The sequence below is a fragment of the Rhodococcus sp. 11-3 genome, assembly GCF_023704055.1.
GTDB classification, from domain to species: Bacteria; Actinomycetota; Actinomycetes; order Mycobacteriales; family Mycobacteriaceae; genus Rhodococcus; species Rhodococcus aetherivorans.
On sequence record NZ_CP080406.1, the window covers coordinates 1,122,165 to 1,142,387 of the forward strand.

Genomic DNA, 20,223 nt, shown 5'->3' on the forward strand with positions numbered 1-20,223 from the left:
TCCTTTCGATCCGGTTCAGGCGCGCAGCGTGGCGCCGCCGTCGACGTACAGGGTCTGCATGGTGATGTGGCGGGCACGGTCGGAGAGCAGGAACTCGACGGCGTCGGCGATGTCGGCAGGGTCGGCGATGCGGCCCAATGGAATCCCCACCTTGAACGAGGCGGCGTCGCCGTCGATCGCGGTGCGGGCGCCCGCGTCGTCGGCCGGATCCGGCCACAGGGACCGTTGCATCGCCGTGTCCGTGGAGCCCGGGGCGACGACGTTGGCGCGGACCCCGAACCGGGCCAGCTCGAGGCCGAGCACACGAACGATCATGTGGGCGGCGGACTTCGACGCGCCGTATGCGCCCATTCCGGCGCGGGGCACACCCGCCGAATTGGAGCCGACCGTGACGATCGCCCCGCGGCGACGCTCGCGCATCCCGCGACCGACGACGCGCAGCACGTTGATCAGGCCGGTGACGTTGACGTCGAACATCCGCTGCCACTCGGCGGGATCGGAGTCGAGCACCGACCCGGTGGTGAAGACGCCCGCGACGTGGGCCAGCGCGTCGACCGGCCCGTGCTCGGCCTCCACTCGTGCGACCGCCTCGGCGACGCCGGCCGCGTTGCACACGTCGAGACCGTGCACGGGGGCGGCCACGTCGAGCAGCGCGGCGGTCTCGGCGAGGCCGTCGACATCGCGGTCGGCGAGGACGACGCGGTGCCCGGCCTTCGCGAGGGTCAGGGCGGTGGCGCGGCCGATGCCCTGGGCGGCGCCGACGACGAGGGTGACGGACCGGCTCACCGCCGCACCCCCAGCGCCTCGAGCACCGTGCCGAACTTCGTTGTGGTCTCCGCGAGTTCGTCGAGCGGATCCGACCCGGCGACGATGCCGCCGCCCGCGTGGGTCGTGAGCGTGGTGCCGTCGGCGTCGAGGACGGCGCAGCGGATCGTCACCATCCATTCGCCGTCGCCGTCCCGGTCGGCCCAGCCGACGGCGCCGGCGTAGAAACCGCGGTCACCCTCCAGTTCCTGGATCAGCGCCCGGGCGGGGGCGGTCGGCGTGCCGCAGATTGCGGGGGTCGGATGCACGGCGAGGGCGAGGTCGAGGGCGGTGACCGACCGGTCCCGCAACCGGCCCGAGATCGGGGTGCCCAGGTGCCAGAGCTGCCGGGTGGTCGTCAGGGTCGGCGAACCGGGGATGTCGAGGTCGGTGCACAGCGGTTCGAGGCTCGCGCGCAGGGCGTCGACGACGTGGGCGTGCTCGGCGAGGTTCTTCTCCGACGCGGCGAGGCGCCGGCCGGTGCGCCGGTCGACCTCGGGGTCCGGGTGCCGGGGCGCCGAACCGGCGAGCGGATGACACGTGACGAGGTCGCCGCGGCGCCGGACGAGCACCTCGGGACTGGCCCCGACGAGGTGCCGGCCGGTCCACGGTCCCCCGGCGGCGGTGAGGTCGACGACGAATCCGTTGCCGGAGGGGTCGTTTCCGGCCAGGCGGGCGAGCAGCGACGCCGGGTCGACGGGTGCGTCCGCCCGCAGGAGCAGCGCGCGGGCCAGCACCACCTTCGCCAGGTCGTCGGCCGGGTCGCGCAGTTGCCGCAGCGCCGTGGCCACCCGGTCGAGGTGTTCGTCCTCGGTGGGCAGCGTCGCGGCGATCCGCACCGGCGGCAGCGCGACGGTGACGTCCCCGACGGGGTCCGGCTGGTGCCGCAGCGCGACGGGCGCGGTGAGGGCGGCGTGGTGGTCGGGTGCGAACGGCAGCGCGCCGACGACGGCGGCCACCGAGCCGGCGCGCAGCGCCGCCGCGGCCTCGCCGGCCGAGTCGAACCGGGCGTCGACGCCCTCCGCCACGACGGTGCCGTGCGGACGCGACAGCACGAACGGGGCGGCGGACCCGATCTGCCGCGGGGCGGCGGTGCCGATCTGCCGCGGGGCGGCGGTGCCGTGCGCGGCGACGGCCGGTGCTTGCATGTGCGCAGACCTCTCGTAGTGGTGACAGGGACGGTCGCGGTGCCGTGCACCCGACCCAGCAGAACATATACGGTTAGCCTAACCTTTGGTATCGTCACGTTTCGCGCCGGACCGGCTTCACCTCTCGTGATGCGATACGGCACAGTCGAATTCGACCGTAGAAAGGGGATCGATCGTGCCCACGTCCGGCCCGTCGACCTCGGCATTTCCGCTGACGCGGGCCCAGTCCGGCGTATGGTTCGCCCAGCAGCTCGACCCCGCGAACCCCGTCTTCAACACCGCGGAATGCGTCGAACTCCGCGGCGACGTCGACGTCGCCGCGGTGACGCGGGCGGTCCGGGAGGCCGTCGCCGAAGCCGAGGTGCTCACCGCGGCCTTCGCCGTGGAGGCCGACGGATCGGTCCTCATCCGTCCCGGCGCGCACGAGGCGCCGGAGCCCGCCGTCGTCGATCTGCGCCGCGAGCCCGAGCCGGAGGCGGCCGCCCGGCGCTGGATGGCCGGCGACCACACGCGCGTGCTGGATCCCGCCCGCGAGCCGTGCCTGCGCGTCGCCGTGCTCCGCCTCGGCGACCGGCACGCCGTCCTCTACCTGTGCATCCACCACCTGGTGATCGATGCCTACGGCTTCGGCCTGCTCACCCGGCGCATCGCCGAGCGCTACACCGCCGACGTGCTCGGGCTGCCGGTCCCACCGGCCAGGTTCGCCCCACTCGCCCCCGTCGTCGCCGAGGAAGCCGCCTACCGTGCGTCCGCGGACTTCGCCGCCGACCGGGACTTCTGGGCCGGCTACCTCGACGGCGCCGAGGACGCCGTGACCCTCGCCGACGGTCCCGGCGGCATCGCCGTCCGCTGCCGCGGCGTGCGCCTGACCCTGACCGCCGAACAGCAGCAAGGGCTCTCGCGGATCGGCAAGGCCACCGGCGCGAGCTGGGGCGACGTCGTCACCGCCGCCGTCGCCGCGTTCCTGCGCGCCGCGACGGGACGCGGCGACGTGATCGTGGGATTCCCGGTGATGAACCGGCTCGGCAGCGCCGCGACGACCGTGCCGATGTCCGCGGTCAACGTCGTGCCGCTGCGCCTGCGTCCCGAACCCGCCCGCACCCTCGCCGATCTCGTCGCCGAGGTGCGTGCCGCCGTGGCGGACTGCCGCCCGCACCACCGCTACCGCGGGGAGGACATCCAGAACGACCTGCGCCTGCCCGCGGGCTCCCGGGGCGTCGTGGGGCCGTCCGTCAACGTCAAACCGTTCGGCGACCGGCTGCGCTTCGCGGACCTGCACGCCGCGGTGCACTCCGTGGCCCGGGGCCCGCTGCAGGACTTCATGGTGACCGTGCGGCCGCTCGACCACACCGGCGGCCTCGAAGTCTGGGTGGACGCGGATGCCGACGCCTACACCGCCGACGACCTCGCGCGGCACGCACGCCGTCTCGAACTGCTCCTCACCCAGGTCGTCGCGCTCGCCGATCCGCACCGGCCGCTGGCCCGGCTGCAGATCCTCGGCGCCGGCGAGCGCCGCCGCCTCCTCGTCGAGCGCAGCGGCGACGACCTGCCGGTGCCGACGGACCTCACGCTGCCGGACCTGCTGGCCGCGCAGGTGGCCCGTGACCCGGACGCACCCGCGGTGCGCGATGCCGCCACCGCCCTGACCTTCGGTGAACTGGCCGCGCGCTCGCGCCGCCTCGCCCGTCACCTCCTGAGCCTCGGGCTCGGCCCACAGCGGCGCGTCGCCGTCGCGCTGCCGCGCCGCGCCGACACGCTGGTTGCGCTGTTCGCCGTCCTCGAGGCCGGCGCCACGTGCGTTCCGCTGGACCCCGACCATCCCGCCGAGCGGCTCGCCCACGTGCTCGCCGAGACCGCACCCGGTGTCGTGCTCACCGGCGGCGACGGCGCCGCACGTATCGCCGAGATCTCCTGCACCGCAGGCCTACCCGATCCGGTGAACCTCGACGGGCTGGACCTGTCCGGCTACGACCCCGAGCCGCTGACCCGCGCGGAACGCGGCCGCCCGCTGCACGAGCTCGACGTCGCCTACGTCATCCACACCTCCGGTTCGACCGGCCGGCCCAAGGGCGTGGAGGTCCCGCACCGCGGCGCCGTCAACCTGTTCCACAGCCACCGCGAGCGCGTCTTCTCCCGTGCCCGCGCCGAGGCCGGCCGCGACCGCCTGCGGGTCGGGCACGCCTGGTCGTTCGCGTTCGACGCCTCGTGGGGCCCGCACCTGTGGCTGCTCGACGGACACGAGCTGCGCATCGTCGACGAGGCCACCCAGCGGGACCCGCACCGGCTCGCCGAACTCGCCGGCAGCGAGGGCTGGCACTTCGTCGAACTGTCGCCCGCGCAACTCGAGCAGATCGTCGAGGCCGACCTGCTGCCCGCCGGTACCGTGCCGACGCTCGGCTTCGGCGGCGACGCCGTCACCGACGCCCTGTGGCGGCGTCTGCGTGAGCGCGACGGCGCCGCGTTCAACTTCTACGGCCCCACGGAGGGCACCGTCGACGTCCTCGTCGCCGAGGTGGGGGACGCGGCGGAACCCGTGATCGGCCGGCCGGTGGCGAACCTGCGCGCCTACGTGCTCGACGCCGCGCTGAACCCGGTCCCGGAGGGCGTGGACGGAGAACTGTACGTCGCCGGCCCCGGCGTGGTGCGAGGCTACCTCGGCGCGCCCGGCGCGACCGCGGCGCGGTTCGTGGCGAACCCGTTCGGCGACAGCGAAAGCCGCATGTACCGCACCGGCGACGTGGTGCGGTGGACCGCGGACGGCCACCTCGTCTACCGCGGCCGCCGGGACGACCAGGTCAAGATCCGTGGCTTCCGCGTCGAACTCGGCGAGGTCGAGGCGGCGCTGCAGGAGCTGCCCGGCGTCGCGCGGGCCGTCGCCGTGGCGCGTCCCGACGCGACCGGCACCGCGCGGCTCGTCGCCTACCTGGTGGGCGGCGACGGTGACCCCGCGACGGCCCGCGAGCTCGTGGCGCGGCGGCTGCCGGCGCACATGGTGCCGTCGGCGTTCGTGTTCCTCGACGCGCTGTCGCTCACCTCCAACGGGAAGGTGGACCGCACGTCGCTGCCGGAACCGGACTTCGGGGCCCTCGTCGGCGGCCGCGCGGCCGCCACCGAACGCGAACGCGTGCTGTGCGCGGTGTTCGCGGACGTCCTGGGCCTCGACACCGTCGGCGTCGACGACGACTTCTTCCTCCTCGGCGGTCACTCCCTCGCGGCGGCCAAGCTGATCGCGAAGGTCCGCGACGCGCTCGGCGTGGAACTGCCGATCCGCACCGTCTTCGACCACCCGACCGTCGAGGGGCTCGCCGCGCAGTGCCCCGACGGTGCCGCGGCCCTGCGGATCCCGCTGCGTCCGGTCGAACGCGGCGACCGTGCACCGCTGTCGGCGGGGCAGCAGCGGCTGTGGTTCCAGTTCCGGCTCGAGGGCCCGAGCCCGACCTACAACGTCCCGCTGACGCTGCGCCTGCGCGGCGTCCCCGATCCGGCGGCGCTGCACGAAGCGGTGCGCGCGGTGCTGGACCGGCACGAGGTCCTGCGCACCGTGCTCGAGGACCACGACGGCGTCGGCATGCAGCGCGTGCTCGCCGCACCCGGCGTGCCGTTCACCGCCCGCACCGTCGAGGGGGCCGACCTGGACGCGGCGGTGGCGGCCGCGGCGCGGCACGTGTTCGACCTCGAACGCGAGATCCCGATCAAGGTGATGCTTTTCGAGGGCGGATCCGCGGAGGCCGTGCTGCTGGTGCTCGTGCACCACGTCGCCGCCGACGAGTTGTCCGCCCCGATCCTGCTGCGCGAGCTCGGCGCGGCCTACGCCGCCGCGGCCGCCGGGAGTTCCTGGACGCCGGCGCCGCTGCCGGTGCAGTACGCCGACTTCGCGGTGTGGCACCGCGAGATCCTCGGCGACGGCGACGGACTCGCCGCCCGCCAGCTCGACTACTGGCGCGCCCGGCTCGACGGGATGCCGGAGGAACTCGACCTGCCCACCGACCGGCCCCGCGGCGCGACGGCCACGTTCGCGGGCGGCACGGTCGAACGGCTGGTACCGCCGCACGTGGCCGATGCGCTGCGGGCCGTCGCGCGCGGTGCGGGCGCCACGATGTTCATGCTCGTGCACACCGCGGTCGCCGTCGCACTCGCGCGCAGCGGCGCGGGGGAGGACATCCCGATCGGCTCGCCCACCGCAGGCCGCCCCGCCGCCGAACTGGACGACCTCGTCGGGTTCTTCGTCAACATGGTGGTTCTGCGGACGGACCTGTCCGGCGATCCCGCGCTCGCCGAACTGCTCGCCCGGATCCGCAGCACCGACCTCGACGCCTACGCGAACCAGGACCTGCCGTTCGACCGGCTGGTCGAGGCCCTGAACCCCTCCCGCAGCGCCGGCCGGCACCCGCTGTTCCAGGTGCTCGTGCAGCACCGCACCCCGCCGGTCGTCGACGCCTTCGCCGGCCTGGAACCGCGGGTGTCCACCGTCGACACCGGCGCCGCCCTGTTCGACCTGACCTTCGACGTGGTCGAGGACGCGGGCGTCGGCCTGCGAGTGCGGGTGGAGTACGCGCGGGACCTGTTCGACGCGGCCACCGCCGATGCGCTCTCCGCCCGCGTGGTGCGCGCCTTCGCGGCGCTCGCGAGGGATCCGCGGACCCGGCTGTCCGCGCTCGACCTGCTCGCCGACGACGAGCGCGACCGTCTCTGCTCCGGCAGCCCGTACGTATGTATGGACGACGTCGAAGACGTCGGCGTGGATACCCTGGGTGAGCTGTTCACCCGCCAGGGGCGGCGCACCCCGACCGCGACCGCGCTGGTCACTGCCACCGGGACGCTCACCTTCGGGGAACTGCACGCCCGTACCAGTCGGCTCGCGCGGCACCTGATCCGCCGCGGCGTGGGACCCGAGACGGTGGTCGGGCTGATGCTGCCGCGCGGCACCGACGCGATCGTCGCGGCCCTCGCGGTGTGGCAGGCCGGCGGCGCCTACGTCCCGATCGATCCCGGGTACCCGGCCGAGCGCATCGAACACATGCTCGCCGACTCGAGGCCCGTCCTCGTCCTCGACGAGGCCGCGCTCGCCGCGGTGGACCCCACGCTCCCGGACACCCCGCTCGAGCCGGGCGAGCATCTCGGCGCAGTCTCCGGCGACGGGGCCGCCTACGTCGTCTACACCTCCGGCTCGACCGGGCTCCCCAAGGGCGTCGTGGTGCCGCACCGCGGCGTCGTGAACCTGGTCGCGACCCAGCGGCGCCGGACCGTCGGCCGCGCGGAGGACCGGCCGCTGAGGGTGCTGCTGACCTACGCGCTGTCGTTCGACTCCTCGATCGACCCGCTGCTGTCCATGCTCGCCGGGCACACCCTGTACCTGCCGGACGCCGACCTGCTCGCCGACGCCGCCGCCACCGTCGCCTACGTGCGCACCCACCGCATCGACGCCGTCGACTGCGTACCGCTGCTCATGACCGAACTGCTCGCCGCCGGCCTGTGCGAGCCCGCGGCGCCGCACCGTCCCAGCCTGCTCGCCGTCGGCGGCGAGGCCGTGTCCGCGGACCTGTGGTCGGCGCTCGGCGCGTTCGACGGGGTACGGGCGCTGAACATGTACGGCCCCACCGAATGCACGGTCGACGCCACGGTCGCCGAGATCCGCGGGGCGCGCCCGCACATCGGGGCGCCGATCGACGGCGCCCGGGTGTACGTGCTCGACGACCGTCTGCGCCTCGTCGCGGCGGGCGTGGCCGGAGAGCTGTACGTCGGCGGGCCCGGCGTAACCCGCGGCTACCTGAACCGCCCCGGGCCGAGTGCGGCCCGCTACGTGGCCGATCCGTTCGGCGCTGCGGGCGCCCGGCTCTACCGCACCGGAGATCGGGTGCGGTGGATCGACGCGGGCGGCGACCGTCCGGTGCTCGAGTACCTCGGCCGCAGCGACGATCAGGTCAAGATCCGCGGGTTCCGCATCGAGCTCGGCGAGATCGAGGCCGCGTTGTCGGCGCACCCGGCGGTCGCGGGCTGCGTGGTCGTGGCCCGGGAGGACGAGCCGGGCCGCCGCCGGCTCGTCGGCTACGTCACCGGCGCCGGAGCAGATCCGGAAGTGGTGCGGCAGCACGTGTCCCGTAGTCTGCCCGAGCACATGGTGCCGGCCGCGATCGTGGTGCTCGACGAGTTCCCGGTCACCCCCAACGGTAAGGTCGACCGGCGGGCGCTGCCCGCCCCGGTCTTCGCGCCCGCCGGGGCGTCCCGGGCCCCGGCGAACGACCTCGAGCGGCGCCTGTGCGCGGTGGTGGCGGAGGTGCTGCGCCTGGACACGATCGGACCCGACGACGACTTCTTCTCCCTCGGCGGTGATTCCATCGTCTCGATCCAGCTCGTGTCGAGAGCCCGGGCGGCGGGACTGCGCTTCGCCGCCCGCGACGTCTTCGAGCACCGCACCCCGGCGGGCCTGGCCCGCATCGTGCAGGTCGACACGGCACCGGACGAGACGGAACGCACCGCCGCCCTGGGTCTCGTCCCGGCGACCCCGATCGTGCACGACCTCCTCGACCGCGGCGGCCCCTACCGGGGATTCGCCCAGTCCCGCCTCCTGCACGCGCCCGTCGGGGTCGACCTCGGCACCCTGGTCGCGGCGGTGGGCCGGGTGCTCGCGGTGCACGACGCCTTGCGTGCCGTGTTCGATCCGGCGGCAAGGACATTCGACGTCCGTGCCGCGGACACCGTCGATCCGGCCACGCTCGTCACGCGGGTGGACGTCCGGGGACTCGACGAGCGGTCCCGCTCGACGGTGCTGTCCGAGGAGACCGACGTCGCCTGTGCCGCCCTGGATCCCGAGACCGGTGACATGATGCGGGTGGTCTTCTTCGACGCCGGCCCAGGGCGTCCGGGCCGGATCCTGGTGGTGGTGCATCATCTGGTGATCGACGGGGTCTCGTGGCGGATCCTGGTCCCGGACCTGGCCGTCGCGTGCGAGGGCACCGAACCGGCCGGCGGGGGAACGCCGCTGCGGACCTGGGCGCGGGGGCTGCTCGACCAGGTTCCGGCGCGGCGCGGCGAACTGGGGTTGTGGCGCCGCGCCCTCGAACCGGCCGGATGCGTGCGGATCGCGGGGCGGCGGGTGGATCCCGCGCGCGACACGATGGCGACGGTCTCGCGGGTGCAGGTGCAGGTCCCGGCGTCGGTGACCGAGGCGCTGCTGACGACGGTGCCGGAGCGCTTCCGCGCCGGCGTCGACGACGTGCTGCTCACCGCGCTGGCGCTGACGGTGGGCCGGGTGTGCGGCGGTGGGGCGGTCCCGGTGGACCGGGAGGGGCACGGACGCGAGGAGCAGGTGGTGCCCGGCGCCGACCTGTCCCGCACCGTCGGCTGGTTCACCAGCCTGTATCCGGTCCGCCTCGACGTCTCCGGGGTGGATCTCGCCGAGGCGTTCGCCGGCGGCGACTGCGCCGGGGTGGCGCTCAAGCTCGTCAAGGAGCAGTTGCGGGAGATCCCGGACAACGGAATCGGGTTCGGCATGCTCCGCCATCTCGATCCCGAGTCCGGGACCGAACTCGGGGCCGCACCGGCACCGGAGATCGGGTTCAACTATCTCGGCCGGCTGACCCTCGGCGAGGGGGACGGCGGACCGTGGACGGCCGCTCCGGAGGCCGGCGTGCTCGGCGGCACCACCGACGAGGCGATGCCGGTGAGCCACGCGATCGAGGTCGGCGCCGTCACCGAGGAGACGCCGGCCGGACCGGTGCTCCGCGCGACGTGGGGTTACGCCACCGGGGTCGTGCCGGCGTCCGTCGTCGCCGAGTTGGCGCACGGCTGGGTCGCGGCGCTGTGTGCGCTCGCCGACCACGCCGCGCGCGACGACGCCGGTGGCTTCACTCCCTCCGATCTGACGCTGAGCGACCTCGACCAGTCCGAAATCGACGATTTCGCACTGGAATTCGGGTGAGTGCCTCGGCGCTGGGCCCGGAGGTGCGCCGCATCATCGATGCGGACCGTCGACAGCGGAGTAACGACGTGTTCTTCGATCGGGACGGACAGGACACCGTCCTTCCTGGGGCGTCGGTACGCTCCGGACCGCGTAGGCCACGGAGCAGTGGTCGGGGTCCTACAGGGGCAGGGGACGGTTGTCTACCACGCTTTTCATGACGAGAGTGGAGCTGAGGCGCCCGACGCCGGGGAGGGTGGCGAGGGATTCGTCGTAGAGCTTCTGGAAGGCGGGCAGGTCGCGGGTGATCACCCGCAGGAGGTAGTCGGGGTCGCCGAACAGTCGTTGCGCTTGCAGGACATGGGGTATGGCGGCGACGGCCGGTTCGAATGCCTCGAGGGTGTCGCGGTCGACGGTGCGCATGGTGACGAAGACGAGCGCCTCGAACGTCAGGCCCAGGGCGCCGGCGTCGAGCTGGGCGCGGTAGCCGGTGATCGCGCCGGAGCTCTCCAGCGCGCGTAGGCGGCGGTGGCAGGGCGAGATGCTGAGTTGGACCCGATCGGCGAGTTCGGTGACGGTGAGCCGCCCGTCTTGTTGGAGCTCGGCAAGGATCTTTTTGTCGACGTTGTCCATGTGGAAGATTTTCCCCCAATTACACGGTTCTTGTGAAAACTATGGGAACGAATTCCAGGTCGATCTCCCTAATCTCTCTATCGGGAACCGCCAGGCGTCCTGGCGGTCCGAGAGTGTGAAGGATGAGTGAGGTCATGGCGGGCGGTACCGTTGCTGCGTTCTGGGCGGTGTCGTTTCTGTTCGTGCTGACGCCGGGGGCGGATTGGGCGTACGCGATCGCGGCGGGGCTGCGGCACCGCACCGTGGTGCCCGCGGTCGGTGGGATGTTGTCGGGGCATCTGGCAATGACCGCGGTGGTGGCGACCGGCGTCGCGGCGCTGGTGGCCCGTTCGCCGTTGGTGCTGACCGCGTTGACGGCGGTCGGGGCGGCGTACCTGGTGTGGCTGGGGATCGCGATGCTCGTCAAGCCCTCGGCTCTGCCGCAGGCCGGGGCGGAGCAGGCGCCGGAATCGTGGGTGCGGCAGGCGGTCAAGGGTATGGGGACCAGCGGGCTGAATCCGAAGGTGCTTCTGCTGTTCCTGGCGCTGCTGCCACAGTTCACCGACACGGACGCGCGGTGGCCCCTCGCGGTGCAGATCGTGCTGCTGGGTGTGGTGCACACGGTCAGCTGCGCGGTGGTCTACACGGGGGTGGGGACGGGGGCGCGGGTGGTGCTGCGCACCCGCCCCGCCGCGGCGCGGGTGGTGACCTGGATTTCCGGTGCCGCGATGATCGGAATCGGTGCGGTACTGCTGATCCAGCGGGTGGTCGGATAGGACTCGGCGACAGCACGCGTTCACGTGCGGTCCGGAACGGCGCGTGCGCGCGACGCCGACCATTTCCGGGGAAACGGCACCTGCAGCGTTCCCGGCGTGACCGGGATGTGTTCGGCGGCGGCATGTAGTCGATTGTTCCGCGCGACGACGGCGCCGCCGCGGATCATCGTCTCGACCAGTTCGGCGGCGAGCGCCTCGGGTGTGAGGCACAACAACCGTGCGGCGTCGGTCAGCCAGGCGCGTGCATGCAGGTAGGGCTCGACCTCGTCGGCGGGAATGCCGCCTCGAATCATCAACGCGAAGACGAAAATTCGACGTGCGCCGTACCGCACCGCGCCGTCCGGGTCGTCGACGTGACGCTGGCCGCGACGCCGTGCACTGGCCAGTGCTCCGTCGGTGTCGGCGGGAATCGGTCCGTGCGCGGGCAGCAGCACCCGTGGCCGAAGGTCGGTCAACCGGTGCAGCGATTGCAGGGCCGTGCGGGCCGCGTCAGGGCCGTCGAGGGCACTGTCGACCCAGCCGACGTCGTAGTCGGACAGCGCGTCTCCGACCACCAGTAGTCGCTCCTCGGGCTGCCACAGCGCCAGGTGGCCGGGTGTGTGGCCCGGGGTGCGGACACCTCCCAGTCGGTGTCGCCGAGCCGGAGCACCTGCCCGTCGTCGAGCGGTTCGTCGACGGTGTACGGGGCGACCGGCTGGTCGAGGTATTCGGCGAGACAGCAGCCCGGGTCGCGTCGGGCGACGGCGTCGGCGTCCGGGGCGCCGGCCGCAATACCGGCACCCCTCGCCTGCGGTAGCGCGTTGCCGCCGACGTGGTCGGCGTGCCAGTGCGTGTTCACGACCCGGGTGAGATTGTCGCTGTGCGCGTGCACCCATTCGGCTGTCTGCTGCGCATGGCCGACGAAACCGCTGTCGACGAGCGCCGCTTCCCGCCCGTCGAGCAGAAGCAGGTTGGTATCGGGAAACGGCCGCTGCCGCCAGATCACCCAGGCGGGCAACTGCTCGTCCGCGCCGCCGTCCACCCTGGTCACCATCCCGCGGGGCGGCCCTTGAGCTGTTCCCAGTACCGACGGTGGGCGCGCCGGGACGGCTCGCTCGTCATGCCGGCGGCCAGCTCCTTGCGGTCGAGCGGGTCGCACAGGTCCGCGATGTCGCGCAGGGCGGGGGCCTGCAGGGCGCGCTTGGTGTAGGCGTAGTTCTCGATGCAGTCTTCGGGGGTCAGTTCGGCGATGGCGACGGCGCGGCCGAGCAGTTCCTCCGCCGGTACCAGCTCGTGCACGATGCCCATGGCGTGCGCCTCGGCCGAGGTGAAGATCTCGCCCTGCAAACAGGTTCGCGAGGCCACCGGTTCACCCCAGGCGTAGGCCAGCATCCGCAGATATACCGCGGGCATCGGGATGCCGATCGGCACCTCGTTGATCCCGAACCGGGCCCCGTCGGGGACGGCGACCCGGCGGTCACACACGGCGGCGGTGATCAGGCCCCCGGCGAATGCGTGCCCGTTCACCGCGGCCACCGTCGGCCGTGGATAGGTGAACAACCGCATGTTCGTCGCCCGGTAGTCCTGGAACCACGACGCGACCTCTGCCTCGTCCCCGGCGAAGAGCGGAAAGTGCTCGGCGAGATCGAGTCCGGCCGAGAACCGGGTGCCGGTGCCGGTCAGCACGACCGGGGACTGTGGGTGGTCGCGTTCGAGTCGATCGAACGCCTCGTGCAGGTCTGCGAAGAAGGCGCGGTTCTGTGCGTTGACCGGATTGGTGTTCATCGTCACGACGGCGACGCGTCCGCGGCGTTCGATGGTCCAGCTCATGTCGGTTCCTCCGTATCGAAGGTGAGTGTGTCTCGTGGTGTGGGTTTCAGGCTTCGAGCCCGAGCATGTCGATGGCGTGTTCTCGCATTTCCACCTTGCGGATCTTCCCGGTCACGGTCATGGGGAACTGGTCGACGCAGTGCACGTACCGGGGGATCTTGTAGTGCGCGAGCCGGCCTCTGCAGAATTCGCGGAGCGCCGCCGCGTCCCAAGGTGCGGCACCGTCACGCAGCCGCAGCCACACCATCAGCTCCTCGCCGTACTTGGCGTCGGGCACCCCGATCACCTGGGCGTCGAGAACGTCCGGATGGGTGTAGAAGAACTCTTCGATCTCCCGCGGGTGGATGTTCTCGCCGCCGCGGATCACCATGTCCTTGATCCGCCCGGTGATGGCGACGAAGCCCGCTTCGTCCATCACCGCCAGGTCACCGGTGTGGATCCAGCCGTCGGCATCGACCGTCTCGGCGGTCTTGTCGGGCTGGTTCCAGTAGCCGAGCATCACCGAGTAGCCCCGGACGCACAGCTCCCCGGGTTGCCCGGAGGGCACGGTCTCACCGGTTGCCGGGTCGACGATCTCGAGTTCCACGTGCGGGTGGGCCCGCCCGACGGTGGAGACCCGTCGGTCCAGGGAGTCGTTCGCCCTGGTCTGGGCGGAGGCGGGGGACGTCTCGGTCATCCCGTAGGCGATGGCCATCTCGGGGGCCCATTGGGTGACCTGCTTCATCACTTCCACCGGGCACGGCGAACCGGCCATCGCCCCGGTGCGGATCGAGGACAGGTCGTAGGAGTCGAAGCCCGGGGCATCGAGCAGGCTGATGAACATCGTCGGCACCCCGTACAGGGACGTGCATCGCTCCTCGGCACACGCGCGCAGCGTCGCCACCGGGTCGAACGCCGGGGCCGGGATGACGACACACGCGCCGTGCGTGCTGGCCCCGAGGTTCCCCATGACCATGCCGAAGCAGTGGTAGAACGGCACCGGCACGCAGATCCGGTCCTGTTCGGTATAGCCGAGGAGTTCACCGACGAAGAACCCGTTGTTGAGGATGTTGCGGTGGGAGAGGGTCGCGCCCTTGGGAAAACCGGTGGTCCCCGAGGTGTACTGGATGTTGATCGGATCGTCGGGGGTCAACCCGTCCTGCACCTCGGCGAGCCGGTCCGGCGAGGCCTGAGCGCCCCGGCGCAGCAGCGCCGCCCACTCCTCGCCGCCCAGGTGGACCACCTTCTCGAGACTCCGGCACCGGGGCGAGACCTGCACGATCATCGCCGCGTAGTCCGAAGTCTTGAACGACGGGACCGCGAACATCAGCCGGATTCCCGACTGGGTGAGGACGTACTCGAGTTCGTGGGCGCGATAGGCGGGGTTGACGGTCACGAGGATCGCGCCGACCTTCGCCGTGGCGAACTGCACGATCGTCCATTCGGCGCAGTTCGGGGCCCAGATCCCGACCCGGTCACCGAGGGTGATTCCCTCCTCGAGCAGCGCTCGTGCCAGAGCGTCGACGTCGGCCCGAAGGTCGGCGTACGTCCACCGCCGCCCGGTAGGTACGTCGACCAGAGCCTCGCGGTCGGGAAACCTCGCGACGGTCCGGTCGAAGTTGTCACCGATCGTCATCTCGAGCAGTGGCTGCTCGGCCGGACCGACGGTGTGGCTCAACCTGGTGTTCATGTGTGTTCCTCCGTTCTCGAGGAGGAATATGGCCTGGGAGAGGACCGGTGCGGGACCCCCGAAGGTAGGTCCGGCGGCCCGGCACCCACCTTCGGGGGTACGACGTTGCCACGGTGTGACGGCACTCACTAGCTTCAATGGCAGATGCGTAGTTGGAGGCCCACATGATCACGTCATTCGAATCAGGTACGCCGGTCGAACGGCGCATCCTCGCGCGCTCGCTGGAGACTCTCCGCAAGCACGCCGGAATGGACATGGTGTTCGGCGGGCCGGTGCAGCACGGCGCCGTGGCGATGGAGATCACCGACCTGACCGGCGTCCGCACCCGCTCGGCGGTGAACCTGGTGGTCCGCAACGGTGAGGGACTCGGCGGAAAGGCGCTGATGCTCGCCCGCCCGGTCTCGGTGGCCGACTACTTCTCGGCCCAGGGCATCACCCACGTGTACGACCACGCCGTGCGCCCGGAGGCGATCGAAACCCTGGCCGCCTTACCGATCATCGTCGACCGGATACCTCGCATCCTCATCTACCTGGCGGCCCGTACCCACGTGCGCCTGGGCGACCGCTGGTTCGACAGCTTCACCCCACTCGTCCGGCGACTCGAGCGCGACATCGCCGTCGAGGACGAGGTAGGGCGGCGTCTCAGCTTGATGCGGACCGATATCCAGGCCGACCGGCCGGCGCTCAGCCGCGCCGACCTGCACGACATCGCTCAGGAACTGGCGGACCTGGCCGGGCAGATCGAGGACGACGTCCTGCGTGCCCGGATCGAGGCGGTCGGGAACCGGTTCGCGCCCGTGCTGACGCCGGCTGCATCGCAGGAACCACCCACTGTGCTGCGGCCCCGCGAGATCGACGTGCTCGAACACGTTGCGCCGGGTCTGAGCAACCGGGAGATCGCCGAGACCCTCGGCCTGTTGCCCAACACGGTCAAGTCCTACCTCAAGAGCGCCATGCGCAAGCTGCACGCGAGCAACCGCGTGCAGGCGATCCTCGCCGCCCGCGAGCGCGGCCTCATCCGCTGACCCCTCTCCGCCCGCAGCCCCGCACCTCCAGCGGACATTCCCTGCCCACGACGTACCCACGAAAGCAGCTACCCGGCAACACAACCCACTTTGGGGGGTGTAGCGGTCGGTGTAACGGCGCTCACACTGCTCGTCGTACCCCAGCCCCTCCGCCAGCCGGACGGGCCCACCGAGCAGGAGATCACGATGTCCCGAACCGTCGACACGGTGACGAGCCCACCGACCACCCCGATGCGCCGCGTCGCCATTGCAAGCTGCACCGGCACCACCATCGAGTTCTACGACTTCTTCATCTATGGCACCGCGGCAGCGCTGGTCTTCCCGAAGGTCTTCTTCCCCGCCCTCGGTACCGCCGCCGGCACCGTCGCCTCCTTCGCCACCTTCGCCGTCGCGTTCGTCGCCCGCCCCCTCGGAGCCGCGATCTTCGGCCACTTCGGCGACCGGATCGGCCGCAAGAAAACGCTGGTCAGCACCCTGCTGCTGATGGGTATCAGCACCGTGCTCATCGGACTGCTCCCCGGCGCCGCCACGATCGGCGTAGCCGCACCGCTCGCGCTGATCGCACTGCGGATCACGCAAGGCCTCGCCGTCGGCGGTGAATGGGCCGGGGCGACCCTGCTGGCCACCGAATACGCCCCCACCGACAAACGGGGCCTGTACGCGGTATTCCCACAGCTGGGACCGTCACTGGCCTTCGCGTTGTCCAACGGCACCTTCCTGGCGGTCAACCTCTTCGTCGGCGAGACCTCGCAGGCGTTCCTCGACTACGGCTGGCGAATCCCCTTCATCGCCAGTGCCCTCCTCGTGCTGATCGGCCTCTACGTCCGGCTCGCGGTCGAGGAAACACCGATGTTCGCCCGGCGATCCACCCAGGCCCGCCGCGCCGGCGCCGGACCCCTCCTCGGAGTCTTCAAGAATCAGCCCCGTGAGCTGCTCCTCGCCGCCGGATCCTTGGCGATGATGTTCGCGTTCTTCTACATCGGCACCGCCTACCTCACCTCGTACGCCACTGCCACCCTCGGCCTGAGCCGCACCACAGTGCTCTCCCTCGGCCTCCTCGCCGCCGCCGTCTTCTGTGCCGCGATCATCCTGTCCGCCATCCACTCCGACCGCATCGGCCGCCGAAAAATGGTGCTCGCCTCCTGTCTCGTGGCCATCCCCGGAGGACTGGTGCTCTTCCCCCTCCTCGACACCGGCTCCCCGGTCGCGTTCCTCGCCGGCCTGGCCCTCACCCTGGCCATCATGGGCGTCTCCTACGGGCCCGCGGGCGCACTGCTGCCGGAGATGTTCCACACCGAGTACCGCTACACGGGCGCCGGCATGGCCTACGCCATCGCCGGGGTCATCGGCGGCGGCACCGCTCCCATGCTGGCCGCGCACCTCACCTCCCAGTACGGCAGCGCCGCCGTCGGGTGGATGCTCGCGGGCTTCGGTCTCCTGAGTCTGTTCTGCGCACTCATGCTGCCCGAAACCCGGCACCGCGACATGGAAGAGACCGGAACCGACGAGGACAGCCGAGCGGCCCACCCCGTTCCCGAAACCGCCTGATCCGACACCACCGACACGAGAAAGGGAAAACGATGACAGACACGATCGATGCCTGGATGCAGCACCCGACCCAGCGATGGCTGGACATGCCCTTCCTGGACTCCCTGCGCCGCTGGTCGAAGGGAACCATCCCCGAGGCCGAACCGCCGGTGTTGTGGACCCTCGACCGCATGGACGAAGCGGGCGTCGAACTGGCATGTTGAGCGCCCGGTACGCCCCGGCGGGACCGCTGATCAGCAACGACAAGGTCGGCGACATCGTCGAACGTCACCCGGGTCATCGTGGGTCACATCGGCGTGCCATGGACACATGAAGCCATTTCACTGGCCACGAAGTACCCGAACGTCTACATCGACACCTCCGCATACAAGACCTCCCGCTATCCGGCGGAGATCGTCGACTACCTCCGCGGACACGGCCGGCACAAGGTGCTCTTCGGTTCCAACCACCTCGCCTGGCCGGCACCCGACTGCCTGTCCGGGTTGGACAAACTCGAGTTCGACGAGAAGACCCGTACGGCGTTCCTGCGCGAGAACGCGATTCGCGCATTCAATCTCCCGTTCTGACCGAAGCAGACATCGCTGAGCAGTCCGGTCATCCGCCAATCGGCGGTCAACCCACACCGAGGAAGCATTTGTTCACCAATATCTTCACCGAGACCTTCGGGATCGAGCACCCCATCGTGTGCGGCGGCATGACCGCCGTCGGCACCGCGGACCTGATCAGCGCGGTGGCCAACGCCGGAGGACTCGGGTTCCTCACCGCCCTGACCCAACCCACCCCTGAGGCGCTGATCAAGGAGATCGCCCGCTGCCGCGACCTCACCGACAAGCCGTTCGGCGTCAACCTGACGATCCTCCCGACCATCCGGCCGGTGCCCTACGACGAGTACCGGGACGCCATCGTCGACAGCGGCATCACCATCGTCGAAACCGCAGGCGGCAACCCGCGACCGCACCTACCTGCGTTCAAGGCCGCCGGTGTGAAGGTGATCCACAAGGCGGTCTCGGTGAGGCACGCCCTCAAAGCCGAACAACTCGGCGTCGACGCGATCAGCATCGACGGCTTCGAGTGCGCAGGGCACCCCGGCGAGGACGACGTCCCCGGGCTCGTGCTGATCCCCGCCGCGGCCCGGGCACTGTCCATCCCGATCATCGCCAGCGGCGGAATCGCCACCGGCGCCGGTCTCGTCGCCGCCCTCGCGCTCGGCGCCTCCGCGGTGAACATGGGCACCCGTTTCATGGCGACCACCGAGGCACCCATCCACGACAACGTCAAACAGCAGATCGTCGACAACACCGAACGCGACACCGTCATCGTCTTCCGCGAGTTCCGCAACTCCGCCCGCGTCGCACGCAACTCGGTCTCCGAAGAAATCGCCACCATCTCACGCCGAACGGGTGCGACCTTCGACGACGTCGCCCACCTGGCCAGCGGTGCCCGTGGCCGCGAACAGGTGTACGGCAACGGCGACGTCGAAGGCGGACTCTGGTGGGCCAGCCAGGCCCAAGGCCTGATCCACGAGGTCGCCAGCTGTGAGGAAGTGCTCGGCTCGATACTCACCGAAGCCCGGCAGATCATCGCCGAGGAATTGCTCGGCCAGATCACCGGCTGAACCACCTTCACGATGGACCGAAGGGCGAGCGCGCCTTTCCGAAACTGCTACGAAGGCGCACGGACCGGCTACGGACCGTGCGCCTTCGTGGCCCCCTCATCCGGAGCGACGAAAGCTGTCCTCGCGTGCTGTCCCTCATGGGGCACGAGGATCGGCGCAGACAACTGTGCGCAGGACCGGGGACGTAGCGCTTGGCGCCCGCACCGAGTTCGGTTAGCCTAACCAATCAGGTCCGGGCGGGTGCCCGGCGAACAGACATGTGGGAGTAAGCGATGCGGGTTGAGGGACGGGGCCGGCTGCGCCGCGCAGCGGTGTTCGGCGCGACGGCGGTGCTGGCCGTGGGCCTGGTGGGGTGCGGCAGCGACGGTGGCTCCGGCGAGGAACCGGCCGCGGACGCCACGCGCACGTTCGAGGCGCAGAACGGGCCGATCGAGATCCCGTCCGACCCGCAGCGCATCGTCGCCTGCGGCTACGCGGTGCTACCGCTGCTCCAGGCCGACGCGAATCTCGCCGCCGCCTGCGAATGGACCCGCGAGCTCGACAACATGGACGCGGAGACCAAGGCCGCGTACGAGGCGCTGCCCAAGGTGGCGCCGGACGGGGCCGTGAGCGAACTCGACTACGAGGCCGTCGCCGCCGCCGCGCCCGACCTGATCATCATGGGCGTGCCCGCGCGCGTGCAGTCGCAGCTCGACACGGCCAAGCTCGAGGCCCTCGCTCCGGTGGTCTTCCTCGGCCTGACCAACCCCGGTGACTGGCGCGGCCTCGGTGAGCAGTACGCCGACGCCGCGAACGTGTCCGACGCCTACGGCGAGTACAAGGAGCAGTACGAGGCACGCGCCGCGGAGATCGCCGGGAAGTACCGCGGCACCCTCGGGAACCTGACCTTCGCCGGCGTCTGCAACGTGTGCGGCACCGAGCCCGGTGAGTTCTTCCGCGAGTACGCCTCGTCGTACACCACCAACCTGTTCGAGGACCTCGACCTGCAGTTCCCCGGTCAGCCCGCCAACCCCGAGGACGTGCACGGCGAGTACCTCTCCGTCGAGGAGATCGGCCGGAACCTCGGGAACGTCGACGTCATCGTCTACGGCGTCGAGGCCGACGGCTCGGTCTCGCCCGAGCTGCAGGAGCTGATGGCCTCCCCGCTGTGGCAGTCCCTGCCCGCCGTGCAGGCCGGAAATCTGGTTCCGGTCAAACATTCCCACGCCGCGACCTACGAGACCGCGCTGCTCGCACTCGATTCCATCGACGAGGCGCTCGCCGCGCTGCCCGCGAACCGGCAGCAGTAGCCCTCCCGGCACCCACGGCCCCCGCGTCCGG

Annotated in this window: 14 protein-coding genes and 1 pseudogene; 8 read left to right on the plus strand and 7 right to left on the minus strand. The window is 71.3% G+C overall.

What is annotated here, in order from left to right:
• Nucleotides 1-15: 15 nt before the first annotated feature.
• On the minus strand, nucleotides 16-786 hold the full coding sequence (locus KZJ41_RS05280) for a 2,3-dihydro-2,3-dihydroxybenzoate dehydrogenase (RefSeq protein WP_006931907.1): 771 nt from the start codon (nucleotides 784-786) through the stop codon (nucleotides 16-18).
• Nucleotides 783-1,952 (minus strand): isochorismate synthase MenF, encoded by a 1,170-nt coding sequence (locus KZJ41_RS05285; RefSeq protein ID WP_029541313.1) that lies wholly within the window; start codon nucleotides 1,950-1,952, stop codon nucleotides 783-785. The genes KZJ41_RS05280 and KZJ41_RS05285 overlap by 4 nt, the downstream gene beginning before the upstream one ends.
• A gap of 175 nt (nucleotides 1,953-2,127) precedes the next feature.
• On the opposite strand from KZJ41_RS05285, the gene KZJ41_RS05290 reads away from it, so the two are divergent.
• Nucleotides 2,128-9,870 carry a non-ribosomal peptide synthetase gene (locus KZJ41_RS05290; RefSeq protein WP_065923009.1) on the plus strand — a complete coding sequence of 2,581 codons (7,743 nt, stop codon included), beginning with the start codon at nucleotides 2,128-2,130 and terminating at the stop codon, nucleotides 9,868-9,870.
• Nucleotides 9,871-10,029: 159 nt separating this feature from the next.
• Here the strand turns inward: KZJ41_RS05290 and KZJ41_RS05295 are convergent, their stop codons facing one another.
• Nucleotides 10,030-10,482 carry an Lrp/AsnC family transcriptional regulator gene (locus KZJ41_RS05295; protein ID WP_006931915.1) on the minus strand — a complete coding sequence of 151 codons (453 nt, stop codon included), beginning with the start codon at nucleotides 10,480-10,482 and terminating at the stop codon, nucleotides 10,030-10,032.
• 122 nt (nucleotides 10,483-10,604) lie between these two features.
• On the opposite strand from KZJ41_RS05295, the gene KZJ41_RS05300 reads away from it, so the two are divergent.
• Nucleotides 10,605-11,237, plus strand: a complete 633-nt coding sequence (locus tag KZJ41_RS05300) for a LysE family translocator (RefSeq protein WP_306430609.1) — start codon at nucleotides 10,605-10,607, stop codon at nucleotides 11,235-11,237.
• Nucleotides 11,238-11,257: 20 nt separating this feature from the next.
• Here KZJ41_RS05300 and KZJ41_RS05305 read toward each other — a convergent pair whose 3' ends face one another.
• The 4 genes and pseudogenes from KZJ41_RS05305 to KZJ41_RS05320 all read right to left on the minus strand — a co-directional run bounded on the left by KZJ41_RS05305 (nucleotide 11,258) and on the right by KZJ41_RS05320 (nucleotide 14,715).
• Entirely contained in the window at nucleotides 11,258-11,692 is a 435-nt protein-coding gene (locus tag KZJ41_RS05305) for a hypothetical protein (RefSeq protein ID WP_198163317.1), read from the minus strand.
• A gap of 21 nt (nucleotides 11,693-11,713) precedes the next feature.
• A pseudogene (locus KZJ41_RS05310) lies at nucleotides 11,714-12,270 on the minus strand (MBL fold metallo-hydrolase); the annotation flags it as partial.
• Nucleotides 12,264-13,046 (minus strand): enoyl-CoA hydratase/isomerase family protein, encoded by a 783-nt coding sequence (locus tag KZJ41_RS05315; protein ID WP_065923007.1) that lies wholly within the window; start codon nucleotides 13,044-13,046, stop codon nucleotides 12,264-12,266. The pseudogene KZJ41_RS05310 and the gene KZJ41_RS05315, both read right to left, overlap by 7 nt.
• A 46-nt stretch (nucleotides 13,047-13,092) precedes the next feature.
• Entirely contained in the window at nucleotides 13,093-14,715 is a 1,623-nt protein-coding gene (locus tag KZJ41_RS05320) for an AMP-binding protein (protein ID WP_251550342.1), read from the minus strand.
• Between the two features lie 164 nt (nucleotides 14,716-14,879).
• On the opposite strand from KZJ41_RS05320, the gene KZJ41_RS05325 reads away from it, so the two are divergent.
• The 6 genes from KZJ41_RS05325 (at nucleotide 14,880) to KZJ41_RS05350 (ending at nucleotide 20,192) form a co-directional block, all read left to right on the plus strand.
• Nucleotides 14,880-15,740 (plus strand): LuxR C-terminal-related transcriptional regulator, encoded by an 861-nt coding sequence (locus tag KZJ41_RS05325; RefSeq protein WP_251550344.1) that lies wholly within the window; start codon nucleotides 14,880-14,882, stop codon nucleotides 15,738-15,740.
• Between the two features lie 186 nt (nucleotides 15,741-15,926).
• Nucleotides 15,927-17,288: an MFS transporter gene (locus KZJ41_RS05330; RefSeq protein ID WP_065923004.1), complete on the plus strand. Its 1,362-nt coding sequence runs from the start codon at nucleotides 15,927-15,929 to the stop codon at nucleotides 17,286-17,288.
• A 32-nt stretch (nucleotides 17,289-17,320) separates the two neighbouring features.
• On the plus strand, nucleotides 17,321-17,491 hold the full coding sequence (locus KZJ41_RS05335) for a hypothetical protein (protein ID WP_232334113.1): 171 nt from the start codon (nucleotides 17,321-17,323) through the stop codon (nucleotides 17,489-17,491).
• 78 nt (nucleotides 17,492-17,569) lie between these two features.
• Nucleotides 17,570-17,854: an amidohydrolase family protein gene (locus KZJ41_RS05340; RefSeq protein WP_065923003.1), complete on the plus strand. Its 285-nt coding sequence runs from the start codon at nucleotides 17,570-17,572 to the stop codon at nucleotides 17,852-17,854.
• Between the two features lie 68 nt (nucleotides 17,855-17,922).
• Nucleotides 17,923-18,903 carry a nitronate monooxygenase family protein gene (locus KZJ41_RS05345; protein ID WP_065923002.1) on the plus strand — a complete coding sequence of 327 codons (981 nt, stop codon included), beginning with the start codon at nucleotides 17,923-17,925 and terminating at the stop codon, nucleotides 18,901-18,903.
• Between the two features lie 272 nt (nucleotides 18,904-19,175).
• Nucleotides 19,176-20,192: an ABC transporter substrate-binding protein gene (locus KZJ41_RS05350; RefSeq protein WP_006931919.1), complete on the plus strand. Its 1,017-nt coding sequence runs from the start codon at nucleotides 19,176-19,178 to the stop codon at nucleotides 20,190-20,192.
• Nucleotides 20,193-20,223 lie beyond the last annotated feature (31 nt).

Bases quoted from the DNA above. Each gene is read 5' to 3' on its own strand.
- KZJ41_RS05330 (WP_065923004.1), top strand. From the start codon at position 15,927: ATGTCCCGAACCGTCGACACGGTGACGAGCCCACCGACCACCCCGATG.
- KZJ41_RS05300 (WP_306430609.1), top strand. From the start codon at position 10,605: ATGAGTGAGGTCATGGCGGGCGGTACCGTTGCTGCGTTCTGGGCGGTG.
- KZJ41_RS05350 (WP_006931919.1), top strand. From the start codon at position 19,176: ATGCGGGTTGAGGGACGGGGCCGGCTGCGCCGCGCAGCGGTGTTCGGC.
- KZJ41_RS05295 (WP_006931915.1), bottom strand. From the start codon at position 10,482: ATGGACAACGTCGACAAAAAGATCCTTGCCGAGCTCCAACAAGACGGG.
- KZJ41_RS05335 (WP_232334113.1), top strand. From the start codon at position 17,321: ATGACAGACACGATCGATGCCTGGATGCAGCACCCGACCCAGCGATGG.
- KZJ41_RS05315 (WP_065923007.1), bottom strand. From the start codon at position 13,046: ATGAGCTGGACCATCGAACGCCGCGGACGCGTCGCCGTCGTGACGATG.
- KZJ41_RS05285 (WP_029541313.1), bottom strand. From the start codon at position 1,952: ATGCAAGCACCGGCCGTCGCCGCGCACGGCACCGCCGCCCCGCGGCAG.
- KZJ41_RS05325 (WP_251550344.1), top strand. From the start codon at position 14,880: ATGATCACGTCATTCGAATCAGGTACGCCGGTCGAACGGCGCATCCTC.
- KZJ41_RS05320 (WP_251550342.1), bottom strand. From the start codon at position 14,715: ATGAACACCAGGTTGAGCCACACCGTCGGTCCGGCCGAGCAGCCACTG.